Here is an 18,777-nt window from a genome sequence, read left to right as displayed (position 1 = left end):
AGAGGCTGTTGCGAAATTAGTTCATGCAGGGCTTTAGCCTGCTCCAGCAAATCAATGAACAGGCAAGTGACAGGAAGGCTTCGTGGACATGGGCATATCGTTCGTATCGAATTTTCAAGCGCCTGAAGGAGTGGAGCCAAGCAATCGAGCGCTCCACGACCCAGCGCGTTTTGCCGAGTCCACTGCCGTGAGGCGAGCCGATCTTGGCAAGCACGGGCGTGATGCCGCGCTTGCGCAAGCGCTGTCGGTGTGGCTCGGAACTGTAGCCCCGGTCGCCTTGGACAATTTTCGGCTTGCGCAGAGGGCGTCCGTGCTTTCCGCGAATGGGAGGTATCGCCTCGACCAGCGCATCGAGTTGCGTGATGTCGTTGCAGTTCGCGCCGCTCAGGATGACCGCGAGCGGGATGCCTTGGGCGTCGACGATGAGGTGATGCTTGCTGCCGAGCTTGCGCCGGTCCGTTGGGTTCGGGCCAGTTTTTTTCCCGCCAGCATGGCGCGAACCGAGGAACTGTCGACAATGGCGCGCGCCATGTCGAGTTGGCCGCGACGGCGCAGTTCGGCCAATAGTGTCTCGTGGATGCATTGCCAGACACCAGCTTCCTGCCATGCAACCAGCCGCCGCCAGCAGGCGGTGCCCGAGCCACAGCCCATCTCTTGCGGCAGTAGGTTCCAGGCGATGCCAGAGCGCAGAACGAACACGATGCCAGTTAGCACCGCTCGGTCCGGCGTCGGCTTGCGCCCTGCATATCGGCGGTTGCGTGGCGCTCGCGCCGGCAGCAACGGTTCGATGAGTGACCACAGTTCGTCGTCTATCAGTTCACTGGGCATCGCTTCCTGTCAGGCAAAACAAGACAGGAAGTTAACACTGGCTCGAAAAAGTTAACAGACCCTATGGGTAATTTCGCAACAGCTTCTAAGGCGATGGGCGCTGTGCTGGAGGGCCACGTCCGCGTTACGCGCGTGCTGGTTGGCGGCGAGGAGAACCTCTATCACGTAGGGGATCCCGGCTTCTGGTTTGGCCCATTGGCACTGATTACCAATGCGAAGACCACCGTGGCAGTGATAGCTGACACGGACGTCCGGATATTCTTGCTTTCCAAGGCGCAATTCGAGCGAATCGCAATGGAAGATCCGATCTTCTACCGCTACCTCGCACTGTTCATTGCGCAGCGCTACGCCAGCATGCTGCGCTACATCTCGGATTCAAAGCTGATTTCCCCGGAAGAGCGTGTTTGTTCAAAGCTGGCGGAATTGCTGCAGCTACAGAGCCCGGGCAATGGACAAGCTGGTCCTGTCACCGTCAAGGTGTCCCAAGTGGACCTGGCTGCAATAGTCGGCGTGTCGCGCCAGACGTTGAACGAGCTTTTGAAGAAACTAGAGAGGCGCGGGTTGATCGAGATTGCGTTTCGAAGCATCCGGGTGGTGAATCCGGTGCTGTTGCGGGGCAACGATGACTACTGGTAATCATATCGTCCACATTCCGGATTGCGCCTGGCCGCCGCGGTCGAAGCTGACCGGCTCATTGGGATGCACAGAGACGCTAGCGCGCATCTGCGCGTGCGTCACGTGCGCGGCTACGGCGATCGGCTCATATCGGACATAGTGCCTGCCATGGCCGGTCTCGAATTCGAACTTGCGCAGCGCGTCGAGCGCCGACATGAAGATGTGCCGGGCCGACTGGTGCCTGAATGGTGTTGCACACGCTCACTGGCGCACCCTTGTCGATGCGCATGGCCGCGCTGAGTTCGTCTAGGCGGGCCTTGTAGGTCGCCATCGCGCGTTCAAGCAGGGTAATGCGTCGATTACGACCGGGAGGGGGTAACGGCGCGGGCCGCGGCGACCGCGCGGTCGGCGTCTTCGGCGGGCCGAGCGAGAGCTTGCCGAAGGCGTCCTCGCTGGCCGGGTTGACGACGTTCATCACGGTTCCGCGGGCGGCCGGAGCCACCCACTCGCCGTTGATGCAGAACGTGTCGATGCTCTCCATGAAGATGCTGTATCAGTGCTTCGCGATCGGCGTCACGATGTTGAAGGACGGGTCAAACGTGGTGATGAAGCCCATCAACTCGGTCAGCTTGCGTCCATTACCCTCGACCTTGACCTCGCCAGTCCGCAATGCGTCGGACAGTGCGATCTGGCGCAGGCTGATCCGGTCCAGCGTGGCCTTGCTCATCGTGACGGTCGCGTCGGGCGTCGCATGGCGCAAGCCATCGCGATACGTCAGGACGCCGTTGCGCAGCGTGACCGCGAAGGACTTCTCCAGGTCGTAGAACACCCAGTTCAGCGTCATGTCGTGGCCGACAGCCTTGTCCGAATCCAGCCGAACGCCCATGTAGTCGAAGAACATCGACGGTTCCAGCGCGCGCACAAGGTCTTCGGCCTGCCGCGCGGAGTATGATCCGGACCCGTTGCGAAGCTCCATGGCGCCGGTCAGGTACATGTTTCTCCACAGCGAATTCTCGGACTGGTAGCCAAGCTGTTCGAGAGCGTCGGCTTGCGCGTTGCGCGCATCCTGGTTCTGCGGCTCGGCGAAGACGAGATGGTTGCCGACCTCTGCGGCCCAGCGGTAGTCACCCGTCGCGATGGCGTGGCGCATCATCGCGAGCACCTTGTCCGCGCCGCCCATCGCGGCGACATAGCGCTTGCCGGCCGCCTCGGGTTCCAGCGGGTTCAGGCTGGCCGGATTGCCATCGTAGAAGCCCAGGTAGCGCTGGTACACTGCGCGCGCATTGAAGCTCAGCGAACCGTAGTAGCCGCGTGCATACCACTTTTTCTCCAGATCGCCCGGCAGCTTCTGCATCGCCTCGGAAATCTGCGTCGGCGTCAGGCCCTGGTTCAGCAGGTGCAGCGTGCGGTCGTTGAGGTAGGTGTACATGTCGCGCTGGTCGGCCAGCAGCGTCCTGATGCGCTCGCCGCCCCAGGTCGGCCAGTTGTGCTGCGCGAGCAGGACCTCCGCCTTGTCTCCGTAGCGAACCAGGCTTTCGTCCAGGAACTTGCCCCATGCCTTCGGATCGCGCACCAGCGCGCCGCGCGGCGTGAGGATGTTGTGCATCGTGCGTGTTGCGTTCTCGGCCATGCACAGTGCGCGCATCTGGGGCAGGTAGAAATTCATCTCGGCCGGCGCCTCGGTTCCCGGCGTGAACTGGAATTCGAAGTCGATGCCGGCGATGCGGCGGGTCTCATACGGCTTCGAAATCGTGACGGTCGGCGCGATCAGGCTGATCGTCCCGCCGGCCATGCTGCTCTTGCCGATACCGGTATCGACCTGCCCTAACTCGCCTCGCGGCACGCCGGCTGCCGCCTGATAGACAGCGCGCCGGAACATCGCGGTACCGGCGAAGACGTTCTCGCTGACCGCTTCCTGCATGAATCCGGCCGGCGCGTAGATCGCCACCTTGCCTGCCTTGACGTCGGCTTCATCGACCACGCCGCGCACGCCGCCGAAATGGTCGGCATGGCTATGCGTGTAGATCACCGCCACCACCGGCTTTTTCGGGCGGTTTGCATAGTAAAGCGCAAGTGCAGCCCTGGCCGTCTCGGTGTACATCAGCGGGTCGACGATGACGATGCCATGATCGCCTTCGATGATGGTCATGTTGGCCAGGTCCACGCCCCGCACCTGGTAGATGCGCTCCGTCACCTTGAACAGGCCAGCATGGCTGTTGAGCTGTGCCATGCGCCACAGGCTCGGGTTGACCGAGTCCGGGCTCTTGTCCGCGCTCTGGAAGGCATAGGCCGCGGTGTTGCGAATGGGCTTGCCGTCCGCATTGAGGATGGTGCCCGTGAACGGCGCGACCAGGCCGCGACCGGCCTCTTCGTAGTCGGCGCGGTCGTTGAATGGAAGCTGCTGCAGCAGCGCGGCGTTGGCCGCCGTGGTGACTGCGCTGGCTGGCTTGGGCTGCTCGGCGGCTGTCACGACTTGCGCGCTGGAAGCGAAGGTGAGCGCAGCAGCGGTCGCCAGTACCTTCCATCGGTTCGAGGCCAGGGTGCTGGGCGCAGAAGCGCTCGCTCGCGTGATGCCCACGCCTTCCTGCTGCGCGTCCTGCCTTGCTGCCGTCTTGGGTGCCGGCTGCGGGAATGAATACGCATCCGCACGCTTGATGCCACGGACAAGATCGGCTGCCTTCTCGCCGATCATGATGGCCGGCGCGTTCGTGTTGCCACCGATCACCGTCGGCATGATCGAGGCGTCCGCCACGCGCAGACCCTCGACGCCGCGCACGCGCAGCTCGGCATCGACCACCGACTGCGCGTCGCCGCCCATGCGGCAGGTGCCGACCGGATGGAAAATGATGTCCACCTGTTCGCGGATCCACTGGCGCACCGCGTGGTCGTCGCTGCCGTCGAGGCGCAGATGTCCGTAGTTGTGCGCCGCGCCGCCCAACGCCGCCAGTGAAGGTTGCGCCAGGATGCGCCGCGCGATGCGGACGCCCTCGACCATCGTATCCATGTCGCGCGCATCGGCCATCAGGTTCTGGTCAATGCGGGGAGCCATGCGCGTGTCGGCGGAGGCGAGCAGCACCTGCCCGCGGCTGTGGGGACGCAGGACGCAGACATGCAGGCAGTAGCCGTGCACGCTGCGCTTTTTTGAATCGCCCAGCGTCGTCGAGAAGTGCAGTTGCAGGTCAGGATCGGCGAGGTCGGGATGGCTCTTGATGAATCCTCCCGTCTCGGCAATGTTGGACGCAAACATGCCGAACCGCTCTTTCTTGTAGCGGCGCCATTCGCCGATCAGCCGCAGGCCGCCGCGCAGCGTGGCTGCGTACAGGTCCGTGCTGGACAGGCGATGCTGCAGCTTCATGTCGGGGTGTTCCTGCAGGTTCTGGCCGACTGCAGGCGCATCGACGACAAGTTCGATGCCCTGTTCGCGCAAATGCGCGCCAGGCCCGATGCCCGAGGCCATCAGCAGTTGCGGAGAGCCGAACGTGCCGGCGCAAAGGATGATTTCGCGGCGTGCCTTCAGCACGCTCTCGACACCATCGCGCTCCACGCGCACGCCGACCGCCCGCTTGCCCTCGAACAGGATGCGCAATACCTGCGTGTTCGGCAGTACGCGAAGATTCGCGCGGCCGCCATTCAGCGAGTCCGGGTTGCCCTGATGGAGATACGCGCGAGCGGCGTTCCAGCGCTCGCCATTGCGCTGCGTGCGCTGGTAATAGCCGGCGCCTTCCTGCTGCGCGCCGTTGAAGTCGTGGTTGTACGGAATGCCAGCGGTCTGCGCGCATTCGACGAAGCGGCGGTCGAACGGATTGAGGGAGCGCGTGTCGACCACGTGCAGCGGCCCGCGGCCGCCGTGCCACGCATCCGCTTCGTGTCCGGCAAGACGTTCGTTGCATTCGGAGCGCTTGAAGTAGGGCAGCACGTCTTCCCACGCCCAGCCTTCGCAGCCCGCGGCTGCCCAGCCGTCGTAGTCGGACGGAACGCCGCGGATATAGATCATGCCGTTGATGGACGAACTGCCGCCGAGGCCGCGTCCACGCGGCTGGTAGCCGCGACGGCCGTTCAGTCCGGGTTGCGGCTCCGTGGCGAAGCCGTAGTTGTAGGGGCCTGGCTTCGGCACGGTCGCCGCAATGCCGATGGGGATGGTGATGGCCGGGCTGAAATCATGTCCTCCCGTTTCCAGCAGTGCAACGCTTCCTGCCCCGGCGTCGGCAAGCCGTCCGGCCACGGCGCACCCGGCCGACCCTGCACCGACGATGATGTAGTCGTATATCTCTTCCATATTCGCTCCTGTGTTCGGATTTGCCCAGTACGGAAGGCGGATCGCGAAGAGGCTTCTGGCGAACTTCGCGTGGCTTCCGCAGGATCAGTTCATGAGTGGGATGACGTGTCTGCGGGGCGGCCATGCAGCCGCCCCGGCTTGCGTTCCGGCGATCTACCCGAGATCGATTACCGCATCCACCGCGTACGCCCCCTGTCCCTCAGGCATGGCGATGACGGGATTCAGGTCGACCGACTGCAGGCGCGGACCCGCCGCCACGGCGAAAGCCGACAGCCGCGACAGCGTTTTCGCCAGCGCCGGAATATCGGCCACCGGCCGCCCGCGCGCGCCCAGCAGCAGCGGCGCGCCCTTGATCGAGCGGATCATCTCCTCGGCCACGTCCTCGCCAAACGGACAGCGATGGAACACCACGTCCTTCAGGATCTCGACGAACACGCCACCCAGGCCAAACATCGCCACCGGCCCGAATGTCGGGTCGCGCTGGATGCCCATGATGCATTCCACGCCACCGCTGAGCTGGCGTGCGACCAGCACGCCCTCGATGCGCGCCGTGGGGGCGGCGGTGCGGGCGCGGTCCAGCAGGGTGGCGAAGCCGGTGCGCACGGCGTTCTCGTCGCGCACGTTCAGCAGTACGCCGCCGATTTCCGACTTGTGCAGGATGTCCGGCGAGAGGATCTTCATAACCACCGGGAAGCCGATCTCGCGGGCGGCGGCAACGGCCGCTTCCGCATCGGCGCAGGTACGCTCGGGGGCGCTCGGAATGCCCGCGTCGGCGAGCAGGCGCTTGGCCTGCGCTTCGGTCGGGGTTTGCGCCGGCAGGGCGACGGCGCCCACTTCCGGCGCGGGCGCCAGCGTCCTGCCAGCGAACGCCTTGCCGAAGCGGCCCATCGCTGCGATCGCCGACACGGCGCGGTTCGGGTCCTCGAACACGGTGAAGCCGGCGGCCTCGTAGGCGTCCAGCACATCGCGCGGGCCGCGCAGCACCAGCACGTAGAGACGGTCGGGGAAGCGCTCGCGCACTTTCGAAAGCTGCCCGCGCAGCAGCGGGGCGACTTCGGGCGTGGAGCCGGCGTAGCTGAAGAAACCCAGCACGGACGTATAGCCGCCCTCGGATAGCATCGCTTCGGTGAACGGCGTGATAAGCGACGGGTCGTTGATGAACTGCGCGGTGGTGTCCACCGGATTGCGCGGCGCGCAGATCGGCAGCATTTCCAGCATGCGCTTCTGCGCGGCGGCGGGCATCTCCGGCATCGGCAGGCCGAGGTCTTCGGCGGCATCCGAGACGATCACGCCGGCGCCGCCGCTGACGGTGATCACGCCCAGCGTGTTGTTCTCGGGGAAGACGCCGCGCGTGGCGAGGCGCACAATGTCGAGCATTTCCTCGGTGGTGCGGGCACGCACCACGCCGAGTTCCTCCAGCACCGCATCGACCACCGCATCGTCGCCCGCGATCGACGCCGTGTGCGAGCGCGCCGCCGCACCGCCCACCTCGCTGCGGCCTACCTTCATCATCACCACCGGCTTCCGCGCGGCGCGTGCCGCCTTCAGTGCTTCGACCAGGCCGTTGCCGTCGTTGATGCCTTCCGAATAGAGGGCGATCACGTCGGTATTGGGGTCGGCCACCATCAGGCGGACGATGTCGCCCAGCGTCAGGTCGGCCTCGTTGCCGGTCATGACGATGTTCGACGGATACACGCCCGCGTCCATGGCCGCCGCCACCAGGTGGCTGCCATAGGCGCCCGACTGGCTGACGATGCCCACGCGCCCGGGTCGCACGCCTTCCATCGTCGCAAACGACGAGAAGCTGCCGACGAAGCCGGTCTGCAGGTTTACCAGCCCCAGCGAGTTCGGCCCGAGCAGGCGCATGCCGCCCTGGCGCGCGGCGGCGACCAGTTCGGCCTGCATGGCCACGCCTTCGCCGCCGACTTCGGCAAAGCCGGCGCTGAACAGGATGGCGCCCGGCACGCCGCGTTGCGCGAGCGCCGTCACGGTCGCCAGTACCTGCGGCGCGGGTACGGCGACGATGGCGACGTCCGGCACTTCGGGCAGGGCGTCGACCGAGGGGTAGGCGGTCAGGCCCTGCACCGTCGCGCGGTTCGGGTTGACGGGCAGGATGCGCCCGGCGTAGCCGAGCCTGAGCATGGAAGCGATGGGGCGGCCGCCGATGCGGGCGCGGTCGTCCGAAGCGCCGATGACGGCGACGGAGCGCGGCGCTAGCAGGCGGTCCAGCGATGGGGTGGTGATCATGGGTGGTGTGCGGAGTGGGATTGTCACAGGAGCGCCGGCCGCCAGGATGGAGGCGGCCGGCATGTGGCAAGGCGGTCGAGACGTATCAGACCGGCCGGAACGTCGGCATCGGCGGCCCGTTGTCGGTGGGCGTGAAGGTCAGTTCGACCTTCTGGCCGATGCGCACGGTATCGAGATCGCAATCGACGATCTGGGTCATCATCGTCACGCCTTCTTCCAGCGTGACGTAGGCCATGCAGAACGGCGTCGGGCCGGCGCGGCGGGTGACGCTGTACGAATAGACGGTGCCGCGGCCGCTGGCCTGCTTCCAGCTCGTGGTGCCCATGCAGTGCGGGCACAACGTGCGCGGATACCAGTGCGGCTTGCCGCAGTCGTCGCAGTGCTTCACCAGCAGGCGGCCTTCGCGGGCGGCGGCCCAGAATTCGGCGTTGTCCGGATACTCGGTCGGCGCCTTCAGAACGGTGGGAGTGTGAGGGGTGGTCATGGCTTGATTCCGTGAAGGGTCTGTCGGGGCTTGCTCACTCGCGTTCGAGGATCAGCGTGGCGCTCCCGTGGCGCGAGCCGAGCAGCCCGCCGGTGCCCTGGGCGAGGGCGAGATGGCAGTTCGGGACCTGCACGGCCGGATGCGCTTCGCCGCGCAGCTGGCGCACGGCCTCGATCACCTTGGTGATGCCGCCGCGGTTGGCCGGGTGGTTGTTGCAGAGGCCGCCGCCATCGGTATTGAAGGGCAGCTTGCCGACGCCCGAGATCAGGTTGCCGTCCATCACGAACTTGCCGCCTTCGCCCTTCTTGCAGAAGCCCAGGTCTTCCAGCTGCATCAGCACGGTGATGGTGAAGCTGTCGTAGATCGACGCGTACCGGATGTCGGCCGGCGTGACGCCCGCTTCGGCGAATGCCGCCGCGCCGGACACTTTCGCCGCCGACCACGTCAGGTCGACCTGTCCGCCGAGCTGGCCCTTGACGTGCTCGCCGGCGCCGAGGATCTTCACCTTCGGGCGCTTCAGCGTTGCGGCAATTTCCGGGCGGGCCACGATCAGCGCGCCGCCGCCATCGGACACCACGCAGCAATCGAGCTTGTGCAGCGGATCGGAGACGAGTTCCGAATTCACCACGTCTTCCACCGTCACCACCTTGCGCAGCATGGCGTGGGGATTGTGCTGCGCGTGGTGCGACGCGGCCACCTTGATCCATGCCAGTTGCTCGGACGTGGTGCCGTACTCATACATGTGGCGCTGGGCGACCATCGCATACGAGTTGACGGTAAGCGGGCTGTAGGGCGCCTCGAACGGCATGTCGGGCAGGTCCGGGCCCCAGTTGCGCGCCCTGGTGCCGCTGGAGCCTTCCGAGCGCGGGCGGCCCGCCAGCGTGATCAGCGCCACATTGCACTTGCCCATGGCGATGGCTTGCGCCGCGTGCGACACGTGCGCCAGGTACGATGACCCGCCGGTCTCCGTGGAGTCGACGTGGCGGACCTTCAGGCCCAGGTAGTCGACGATGTTCAGAACGCCCAGTCCGGGCGCATCGCCGGCGCAGAAATAGCCGTCGACGTCGGCCATCGTCAGGCCGGCATCTTCGAGCGCGCCCTTGGCGCATTCGGCGTGCAATTGGGCGACGGTCTTGTCCGGCGCCTTGCGGGTGGGGTGCTCGTACGCACCGACGATATAGGCCTTGCCATTGATGCTCATGCTTGCTTCCTTGCAGGGGAGGGGGTGATGGGGATGGAACCGGCCTGTCATTCCGGCTCGATGCCGGCGAGGGAGATCAGGCGCTTCCACATCTGCTGATCGGCCACGATGGTGGCGCGCAGTTCGGTGCCGTTGCCGGGAAACGGCGTCGCGCCGCGCTGGGCGTAGTGCGACGCGGCCTCCGGGGAGTTGACGAACTCCAGCGTGTAGCGCGAGAGCTTGTCGACGATGGGCTGCGGCGTGCCGGCCGGGGCGAACAGCGCGGTCCAGGAGTTCACGCCGGCGCGCGGCAGACCGGCTTCGGCCATGGTCGGCACGTCCTTCAGTTGCGGCAGGCGCGCCGGGCTGGTCACGGCCAGCGCCCGCAGCTTGCCGGACTGGAGGTGCGGAACGGCGGCCGACACCTCGACCACGCCGTAGTCGACGATGCCGGTCATCAGGTCAGGCAGCAGGTTGCTCATGGACTTGTACGGCACGCTGGTGGCCTGGATCTTCGCCGCGTCGTTGAAGTTGGCGACGATGGTGCGGTAGCCCGTGCTCGAGGTGCCGAAATTCAGCTTGCCCGGCCTGGCGCGCGCGGCAGCCACCAGATCCGCCAGCGAGTGGAAGGGCGAATCGCCCGGCACCACGAGCACCACCGGCAGCAGCGACATGCGAGCGATGGGTACGAAGTCCTTCAGCGGGTCGTACGGCAGCTTGCTGAACAGGAACGGATTGGCCGCCATGGCGCCCGAGGCCGACAACAGCAGCGTGTACCCGTCCGGCGCGGACTTGGCGACGTAATCGCTGGCAATGATCATGTTGCCGCCCGGCTTGTTCTCCACGACGAAGCTCTGTCCGAGCTTCTGGCCGAGATACTTCGCCAGCAGGCGGGTGTAATCGTCGGCGCCGGTGCCGGCGCTCGTGATCGACACGATCCGCACCGGGCGGTCCGGATAGGTCTGCGCGGGCTGCGACTGCGCGGCGGCCGGAAGGGCCGGCGGGAGCAGGGTGGTCATGGCCACCAGCGCGGGGATCAAAGGCCGGGTCCGGCCTGCAAAACTTGTCATGCTGTCTCCTCCATGTCGTGACGGATGGTTTTGTCTGGTGCTGCAGGGGTAGTACGGGCAACGCTGGAACCTCGGACGTGTCTCAGGCCATGCGGCGGTCTCCCTGGATTGACTAGGTCAGGCGGACGGTGTGGAGTCGGCGAGGTCCTCCGGCATCCGCCGCTTGACCGGCCACAGGTAGTCCACCGCCGGACTGCCCAAGCGATAGGTGTGGCACGAGCCGATCAGCGCAGGGCGCGGCATCGGCCCTTCGCCGTCCATCGGGCGGCGCCCGTTGCGCTCGGCGCGCATGATCGCCATGGCCGACTGCATGGCTGTGGTCGCCATCGGCCCCAGCAGTTCGGTCAGGTGCGTGCAGCCCTTCACGCCGCCCACGATGGCCTTGGCCTGCTGGAGGAAGCCGCCGCGGATCTGCAGGCCCTTCAGCCCGGCATAGGCGGATTCGATCTCCGGGCAGTACTGGGTGGGGCCAGCCTGGATGCGCGCTGTCACATCGTGGATGACCATGTCACGGTCGATGGTCAGCGTCAGGCGCATATGGTGAATGGCTCCGCCCGGCGGCACCATCTTGAACAGCAGGTCCGTGCCGGTCGGCGTGATGTCCTGCATCTCGCCTTCGATGTCGATTAAGCCGTCGTCACGCAGGAAGCCGGTGCAGGTAACGGTCCGCGTGTGGAGCGGGCGGCGGTTGATGGTGGGGGCGGTCGTCATGGTGTCTCCGGGCCGGCGGCGCCGCGCATAGTCGCGGTGGCCGGGTGGTTCAGGGTCGCGGGACGGACAGGGTGCGGTGCCAGCCCCGCCCAGTTACGGACGGAACGCGTCGCGATCATGCGGCGGTGCGCCGCCCAGAACAGCACGCGCAGCCCGAAGCCGAGGCCGCCGCTCATGGCCTGCCTGCACTGTTCGGCGGGCAGTTCCACGGGCACGCCCAGCTCGGCGGCCGAGGCGTAGCAAACGATGCGCCCGTGCGCGTCGTCGCACTGCATGCGGCGGTCGATCAGGGCATGGAGCGTGTCGCGGTAGGCATTCGGCCCGCGGGCCGGCGCGGCGCGGCGGGCGGACTGCTGGAGGTCGCGGCTGAACTGGCGGACCTCGTGCAGCAGGTCCATCAGTCCTTCCATCGGGGGGGCGGTGTACTGCGGCATGGCGACGGCTACCTGCAGGGTTCAGCTATTGGTGAGCAGCGCATTGCGCACCCCGCGCAGCACCGTCAGATAGGCTTCCCGGTTCTTCCTCATGCGCTCGGCGGGCCCGGCGAGCGACAGCCCCACCGGCTGGTCGCCCAGCCAGCCCGAGACGGCCAGGCCATAGACCCCCTCGCTGCCTTCCTCGCGCGACTCCCACCAGCCACGCTCGTGGCCTTCGGCCACCTGGGCCATCAGCGCGTCCACGTCGAGCATGGTGTGGGAGGTCAGCGGACGCAGCGCATGCCGGGCCAGGCGGGCGCGGGCCTCGTCTTCCGGCAGCAGCGACAGCAGCGCCTTGCCCAGTGCACAGGCGTGAAAGCTGGCACGCGCACCCACGTCGAGGATGTAGCGCAGGGGCAGCCGGCTGGGCTGCGTAGCGACCACTTTCACGCAAGTCGGGTCTGGCACACCGACGAAGGCGCTTTCGTCGCTGCGGGCGCCAAGTTGCTCCGCGGCTTCCTGCGCGGCGACCGTCAGCGGATCGTTCTCGGCGATCTGGCGGGCGGTTTCCAGCATCCGACCGGTCGGATAGAAGCGGCGCGTGCGAGCCGTTCGCATCAGATATCCCAGCGAGTGCAGGGTGTGCAGCAGGTCGGACGTGCTGCTCTCGGCCACCTGGAGCAGGCGGGCCATGTCAGCGTTCGAAAGCTCGCGCTTTTCGCGCGCAAACACTTCGAAAACCGCCATGGCGCGGCTGGCGGAGGGGATCAGGGTGGGCATCGCTGTGCGGTCTCCGGAAAGCGCGGCATATTGACAGGGGTGCCTTTCGCTGCACCTTTACGTGTTTCAGGGTTCGTCCCTACGAAAGGAGTCTGTCAAATCATACGAAATATAGTAACATTATCCTGTATTTCGTAGTCAAGGGGATTCGCTTAAATTGCGCCTCCCTTGAGGAGAGGGGCCGATTGATTCCCGATTGGCCCCTCCAGAACGCCAGGAGACCGTAGAGATGTCGCAATCCACCGGAACGGCTGCCGCCGCTTCCCCCACCGCACAGCCCACCGCCATGCCCCGCTATCGCGACGCAGCCCTGCGCGTGTCGCCCGTTGCCCATGAGGTCCGCGTGGACGGCACCGTGCTGGTGCGCCCGGTACGGGCGCCCGTTCCCGTGCCCTATCTGACGTTCAGCGCCTGGGCGCGCCGCTGGGCCGACGAGCGCGGCAGGCAGACCGCGATCGGCCAGCGCGATGCGTCCGGCGCATGGCGCCTGGTCACGTGGGCACAGTTCTACGAGCGCATGCGCAGCGTGGCGGCGGGCCTGCTGGAGATGGGCCTGTCGCGGGAGCGGCCGTTGATGATCCTGTCGGGCAACTCCATCGAGCACGCCCTGCTGGTGGCGGCGGCCGAGTACGTGGGAATTCCCACGGCGGCGGTGTCGCCGGCCTATTCGCTGCAGAGCCAGGACTTTGCACGCCTGCGCGGCATTCATGCGCTGCTGCGCCCGTCCGCGGTGTTCGTGCAGGCTGCCGCGCCGTTCGCACGGGCCATCGGCGCGCTGGGCCTGCCGGCTGGTGCGGTGATCGTCGCCGAAGGGGCGGCGGACGGCCAGGTTGACTGGACGGCGCTTCAGGACACGCCGCTCACCCCAGTGCGCGCAGACCGTGTGGAATCGGCGCACGCCGGGATCGCCGCCACGGATACCGCGCGCTATTTCTTCACGTCGGGCTCCACCGGCGCGCCCAAGGGCGTCACGATTACCTACGACAGCATCCAGGCGCTCATGGGTCAGTTCCTGTTCGCCCACGGCGATCCCGTCTACCAGGGCGCCGTGGTGCTCGACTGGCTGCCCTGGAACCACGTATTCGGCGGCATCGGCAACGTCGGCCGGGCCTTCGTGCTCGGCGCCTCGTTCTATATCGACGATGGCCGTCCCACCCCGGCGCAGTTCGCCCGCACCGTGCAGAACCTGCGCGAGATCTCCCCGACGATGTTCGCCACCGTGCCGGCGGCGTGGAGCATGCTCGTGACTGAGCTGGAGCGCGACGAGGCGCTGGCGCAGGCGTTCTTCTCGCGCCTGATGTTCGTCAGCTACGGCGGTGCCAGCCTGCCGGCCGATGTACAGGCGCGCTTCCAGCGCGTGGCCGAGCGCGTGGCTGGCGCGCGCATCCTCTTCACCAGCGGCTTCGGCTCCACCGAAACCACGGCGATGGGGCTGAACTTCAGCCAGCCCGCCGACGACACCGGCAACCTTGGCATGCCGGTCCCCGGCGTGGAGCTGAAACTGGTGCCGCTCGACGGCGGCGACGGCCGCTACGAAGTCCGCATGCGCGGCCGCAACATCTTCTCCGGCTACCTGCAACAGCCGGAACTGAGCGCCGCCGCCTTCGACGACGAGGGCTTCTATTGCATGGGCGACGCCGCCCGCATGGTCGACCCGGCGGTGCCCGGCGCCGGCTTGCGCTACGCCGGCCGCTGCGTGGAGGACTTCAAGCTCAGTAACGGCACGTGGGTGCGGACCGGCGCCGTGCGCGTGGCATTGCTGGAGCAATGCGCGCCGCTGCTGGCCGATGCGGTCGTCTGCGGCCACGACCGCGACTTCGTGGCCGCGCTGGCGTGGCCCAACGCGGTGGCCTGCCAGCGCCTGGCGTCGGAATTGACGGGATTGCCAGCCGAACAGCTTGTGTCGCATCCCATCGTCGTGGCGGCCCTGTCCGAACGCCTGCGGGCGATGAAAGGTTCCGCGAGCCAGCAGGCGCGGCGCGTGCTGCTGATGGCGGAGCCGCCGTCCATCGATGCCGGCGAGATCGCCGACAAGGGCTATATCAACCAGGCCACCACGCGCGAGCGCCGCGCCAGCCTGATCGGCGAACTGTACGCGGAGCCGCCCGCCGCGTCGGTCGCACGGGGGGCCTGACCGCCGCGCCCCGGGGGCGCCCGCCGCGCCCCGGCCGTGTACCAGAGCCGTCTTCCCGATCCGTCAACCCGAGGATCCATCATGCGCATTGCCCCGCAAATACTCCTGTCCGACAACGAGCGCGCCGACCTGCAAGCCGCCGCCGCGGCCGCCAGTCCGGCCAATCCCCGGCTCGCCCTGCGCGCCCGCATCATCCTGCTGGCCGCCGAAGGCAGCCAGAACAAGGAGATCGCCGCCCAACTAGGCGTGGGCCGCGTGCAAGTGGCGCGCTGGCGCGACCGCTATGCGCAGTCGCGGATGGCCGGCATCGAGCACGATCTGCCGCGCGGCGCGCCGCCGGTCCGGGTGGATGTGGGGCGGCTCGTGGAGCTGGCCAGCGAGCCCGCCACTGCGCAGCTGAGCACGCGCAGCCTTGCCGTCGCGCTTGGGGTCAGCGCGTCCAGCGTGTCGCGCCACTGGCGGTCCACGGGTTTGCCGGTGCGTCTGGAAAGCCGGGCGTTGGCGGGCCTTGATGTCGATGGCGGGCCGGTCGATATCGTCGGCGTGTACGTTGCCCCGCGCGAACACGCGCTGGCCGTCATCTGCGGCGCGGGAGGACGGGAAGCGCAGCCCGCGCGGCCGGGCACGGCCATGCAGCGTCATCTCGCCACTTCGTTCATGACCGCGCTGCAACTGCTCGACGCCGATGCCGCCGCCGTGCCGGCTGCCATGTCCGTACCACACGCGGCCCGGCCGTCTGACTGGCTCGAGTTCCTCCGCGAGCTGGAAAGCGCCACTCCGGATGGCACCATGGTTCACCTCATCGCGGACAACCATCTCGCGCAGCAGCATCCGGGCGTCCGCGAATGGCTGGCCTGCCACCCCCGGCTCGTCGTGCATCCCGTCGCGGGCGCGCCGGCCTGGCGGCGCGCGGTGCAGTTGCTGCTGCGGGACGCGGCGTGCGGACTGCCTGCCGGCATTCCGCAGATCCTTGCGTTCATGAGCGAACCTGTCCAATGGCCCTTGCGCTGGGTGCGCCACGGCGACGACGGACAGCCTGGCGGCGTGCTGCCCGCAGTGCCGCCCCGGCAGACGGCACCTTGGACACAGGAACGGGCCCGTACCGCGGCAGATTCCGATCTCCCGCCGCCGCCGCTTGCCGTGCCGTCCGCCGGGGAGACTGCGGGCCCGAAATCCACCCGTGAGGCAGCGGAGCCGGTGGATTGCGCCAAGCTGCTGCCGCCGCGCCGAGGCGGGCAGATGATTGTGCGCGAGGCATTGATGGCGAGACTGCAGGACGCCCGCCGGCGCCGCTGCGTCGTCGTGCAGGGGCAGGCTGGCAGCGGCAAGTCCACCACGCTGGCGGCCTGGCGCAAGACACTGATTTTGCTCGGCTTCGATGTCTGCTGGCTGGCGCTGGGCGCCGAGGACAACGCCCCGGACCGCTTCTTCGAGTGCCTGTCGGCCAGCCTCCAAGCCGTCGATCCGTCATTGACGCGCGAAACCACGGCGCCGGGCGGCGAGTGCGATGCGCCGGCCATCGAGCACTGGGTCATCCAGCTGGTGCAGGCACTTGGCCAGCGCCAGCGCGACCTGGTGCTGATCCTGGACGATCTCCACCACGTGACCTCGCCGCGCATCATCCAGGCGCTGCAGTGGCTGGTCGACTATGCCCCGCCCCAGTTGCACCTTGCCTTCGCTTCACGCAGCGCGCTGCCGCTGGCTCTTGAGCGCCTGCGTGCTCAGGGCGGGGTCGCAGAGTTCGACATGCGCGACCTGTGCTTCACCGCCGACGAATCCGAGCGGTTCCTGCGCCTGCAACTGGGCACCATCGACCCGCGCGACGCCGCCGCTATCCACGAACTGACCGACGGCTGGGTGGCAGGCCTGCAGCTGTTTGCCGTCGACCTGCGTGCCCGCCGCGGCGCTGGCTATCCGGTCGTGCCGGTGCGGGATGCGCGCGGCTTCGTCGCGTACTTCGAGCGGGAGGTGGTGGTCCGGCTCGCCCCGGACGACCTCGACATGCTGGTGCGCATGGCGACCTGCCAGTCCTTCTGCGTGGCGTTGTGCGCGTTGATGCTGGGGAAGCAGGAAGCCGACATCAACGCGCGCCTGGCGCGGCTGGAGGCAGACAACCTCTTCCTGGCGCAGGTGAGCAGTACCGGCCGCGAGCCGTGGTACCGCATCCATCCGCTGCTGCGCGAGACGCTGCTCGAGCGGCTGGGCCAGTTGCCGGAATCCGACCGCCAGGCGTTGCACGCCGCCGCATGGTCCTGGTTCGACGCGCGCGGCCGGCTCGACGACGCCGTATTCCACGCCGTGCGCGCGGGCGACGAAGCCGCCGCGGCGGCCATGGTCGAAGCTTGCGGCCGGGCCCTGCTGGCGCGTGGCGAGCTGAGCCAGCTTTCGGCCTTGCTGCGGCTGCTGCCGTCCGCGCAAGTGCGGCTGCGCCACGGCCTGCTGGTCGTGAAGGGCTACCTGCAGCTCTATGCCCGCGACGTGGACGGGCTGCGGCACACCCTGGACGAACTCTCCGCGCACGACGTGGCCGACCCGGCTCGCGCCTACACGCTCTGCCTGCTGCGCGCCGGCCTCGCGCTGCAACTGGACGATCCCGACACCGTACTCGACATGCTCCCGCAGTTGTGGGACATCCCGCCCGGCGCCGACGATCTTGCATGGTCGTCGCGCAGCAACGTGCTGTCGTGGCTGTTCCTGCAGCGGGGCGAGTACGACGAGGTCCGCCGGCTGCAGGACGACATCGCACTGCGCACCGGCGCGCCGCGCAGTTCGCTGTTCGGACGCTACATCCGGGCTACCAGTCTCGCGCTGGAGGGGCAGGCGGAGCGCGCCGGCCAGCACGCGCGCGACGTGCTGCGCGAAGCGGAGCGGCAGGGGCCGGCCTATGTCGGGCTCGCCTGCCTGGCCGCTGGCCTGCTGGCTGACATTCTCTACGAGGCCAACGATCCCGAGGCCGCCTGCCGGTTGCTGGAGCCGCGCATTGCCAGGCTGGAACGCGTGTCGTTGCCGGATGTCGTGTTGCGCGTGCTGATGGTGCTGTCCAATGCGCACTGGCTGGCGGGCCGGCGCGCGCAGGCCATCGCCTGCCTGGACCGGCTGGAAGCCTATGCCGTGCGCTTCGGGCTGGACCGCGTGCTCGCCGAGGCGCTGGTGCTGCGCCTGCGCCGCCATTTGCAGCAGGGTGAGACCGAACGTGCCAACACGGTATTGCAGTGCGTGGCCGCGCTGGCCGAAAAGCATCCTGACGGGACGCGAGGCGACAGGATCCGGCTGGTGGCCGCGCTTGGACGCATCGAAATGGCGATGTCCACGCAGGACCATGCCGGCGCCGCCGCCATGATCGACGCGGTGCTGGCATCGGCGGCAGGCAGTGTCCCCGGCGCAGCCAGCCTGCATCTGCAGCGCGCGTTGGTGCAGCAGGCCCTGCATCACGATGGCGCGGCGCGAGATGCGTTTGCCCGCGCCATCCGCATGGGGCACGGCACCGGCCTGCTGCGCTCGCTGCTGGATGCAACCGCCAGCGTGCCGGAGGCCTTCGCCGCCCTTGCGCGAACGCCGCTGCACGAGCCGGTGCTGGAATTCTATGTCAAGCGTCTGCTCGCGGCGGCCGGAACCAGCGCGAACGTCGCGTCGGAACACGGCGCCCGCGGGCAGTCTTCCACGCCCGCGCTCAGCGAGCGCGAGAGCGAGATCCTCGGCCTGCTCGCGCAGGCGATGTCGAACAAGAAGATCGCATCGGTGCTGAACCTGTCGCCGGAAACGGTGAAATGGCACCTGAAGAACATCTACGTAAAGCTCGGCGTCGACGGCCGCGGCAAGGCGGCGGCCCGGCTGCGAGATCTCGCGGCTGGCGAGCTGGTGGCGCGGGCCGCGTGATGTGTGCCGCCTGCGCCGGCGGCGCCATGTGCGCTGCGCATAAGTTCCACCGTCATCCTCTGCATAAGTCCTTTCGGCGCGCTGCCACCTGCGTTGGGGAGTACCCCCCCGGCGGGCTACCCGCGATGATGGCAATCATTCCGACAGACCTCCGCACGGC

The 18,777-nt window shown here is 67.7% G+C and carries 13 protein-coding genes; 3 read left to right on the top strand and 10 right to left on the bottom strand.

Translation table 11 applies throughout. The annotated features are described in order from the left end of the window. Positions 1-16 precede the first annotated feature (16 nt). A protein-coding gene (locus tag AC3FKG_RS22260) for an IS5 family transposase (RefSeq protein ID WP_488743105.1) occupies positions 17-828 on the bottom strand; the annotation gives its coding sequence in 2 pieces (ribosomal slippage) (positions 17-489 and positions 489-828; 813 coding nt in all). A gap of 63 nt (positions 829-891) precedes the next feature. On the opposite strand from AC3FKG_RS22260, the gene AC3FKG_RS22255 reads away from it, so the two are divergent. Continuing rightward, positions 892-1,464, top strand: coding sequence for a Crp/Fnr family transcriptional regulator (locus AC3FKG_RS22255; RefSeq protein ID WP_488744141.1), 573 nt, complete (start codon positions 892-894; stop codon positions 1,462-1,464). Positions 1,465-1,588: 124 nt separating this feature from the next. Here the strand turns inward: AC3FKG_RS22255 and AC3FKG_RS22250 are convergent, their stop codons facing one another. From AC3FKG_RS22250 to AC3FKG_RS22210, 9 genes are all read right to left on the bottom strand, one after another. Next, positions 1,589-1,984 (bottom strand): hypothetical protein, encoded by a 396-nt coding sequence (locus tag AC3FKG_RS22250; RefSeq protein WP_488744140.1) that lies wholly within the window; start codon positions 1,982-1,984, stop codon positions 1,589-1,591. 12 nt (positions 1,985-1,996) lie between these two features. Continuing rightward, positions 1,997-5,719 carry an alkyl sulfatase dimerization domain-containing protein gene (locus AC3FKG_RS22245; protein WP_488744139.1) on the bottom strand — a complete coding sequence of 1,241 codons (3,723 nt, stop codon included), beginning with the start codon at positions 5,717-5,719 and terminating at the stop codon, positions 1,997-1,999. 153 nt (positions 5,720-5,872) lie between these two features. Beyond that, positions 5,873-7,966 (bottom strand): acetate--CoA ligase family protein, encoded by a 2,094-nt coding sequence (locus AC3FKG_RS22240; protein WP_488744138.1) that lies wholly within the window; start codon positions 7,964-7,966, stop codon positions 5,873-5,875. Between the two features lie 85 nt (positions 7,967-8,051). After that, positions 8,052-8,450, bottom strand: coding sequence for a Zn-ribbon domain-containing OB-fold protein (locus tag AC3FKG_RS22235; protein ID WP_483713654.1), 399 nt, complete (start codon positions 8,448-8,450; stop codon positions 8,052-8,054). Positions 8,451-8,484: 34 nt separating this feature from the next. Then, a complete protein-coding gene (locus AC3FKG_RS22230) occupies positions 8,485-9,651 on the bottom strand; it encodes a thiolase domain-containing protein (RefSeq protein WP_488744137.1) in 1,167 nt (388 codons plus the stop codon). Positions 9,652-9,698: 47 nt separating this feature from the next. After that, the gene (locus AC3FKG_RS22225) at positions 9,699-10,700 is read right to left on the bottom strand and encodes a Bug family tripartite tricarboxylate transporter substrate binding protein (protein ID WP_483713657.1); all 1,002 of its coding nucleotides are present in this window, start codon (positions 10,698-10,700) and stop codon (positions 9,699-9,701) included. A 117-nt stretch (positions 10,701-10,817) separates the two neighbouring features. After that, positions 10,818-11,411, bottom strand: a complete 594-nt coding sequence (locus tag AC3FKG_RS22220) for a DUF2889 domain-containing protein (RefSeq protein ID WP_488744136.1) — start codon at positions 11,409-11,411, stop codon at positions 10,818-10,820. Then, complete coding sequence (locus AC3FKG_RS22215; RefSeq protein WP_488744135.1) at positions 11,408-11,845, bottom strand: hypothetical protein; 438 nt, start codon at positions 11,843-11,845, stop codon at positions 11,408-11,410. The genes AC3FKG_RS22220 and AC3FKG_RS22215 overlap by 4 nt, the downstream gene beginning before the upstream one ends. 21 nt (positions 11,846-11,866) lie before the next feature. After that, positions 11,867-12,607, bottom strand: coding sequence for an IclR family transcriptional regulator (locus tag AC3FKG_RS22210; RefSeq protein ID WP_483713660.1), 741 nt, complete (start codon positions 12,605-12,607; stop codon positions 11,867-11,869). 229 nt (positions 12,608-12,836) lie between these two features. On the opposite strand from AC3FKG_RS22210, the gene AC3FKG_RS22205 reads away from it, so the two are divergent. Both AC3FKG_RS22205 and AC3FKG_RS22200 read left to right on the top strand, forming a co-directional pair. After that, positions 12,837-14,741, top strand: a complete 1,905-nt coding sequence (locus AC3FKG_RS22205; protein ID WP_488744134.1) for an AMP-binding protein — start codon at positions 12,837-12,839, stop codon at positions 14,739-14,741. 81 nt (positions 14,742-14,822) lie between these two features. Continuing rightward, positions 14,823-18,617, top strand: a complete 3,795-nt coding sequence (locus AC3FKG_RS22200) for a LuxR C-terminal-related transcriptional regulator (RefSeq protein ID WP_488744133.1) — start codon at positions 14,823-14,825, stop codon at positions 18,615-18,617. Positions 18,618-18,777 lie beyond the last annotated feature (160 nt).

This window comes from Cupriavidus sp. 22TCCZM04-2 (assembly GCF_057798895.1).
This window is presented reverse-complemented; position numbering and strand designations above follow the sequence as displayed.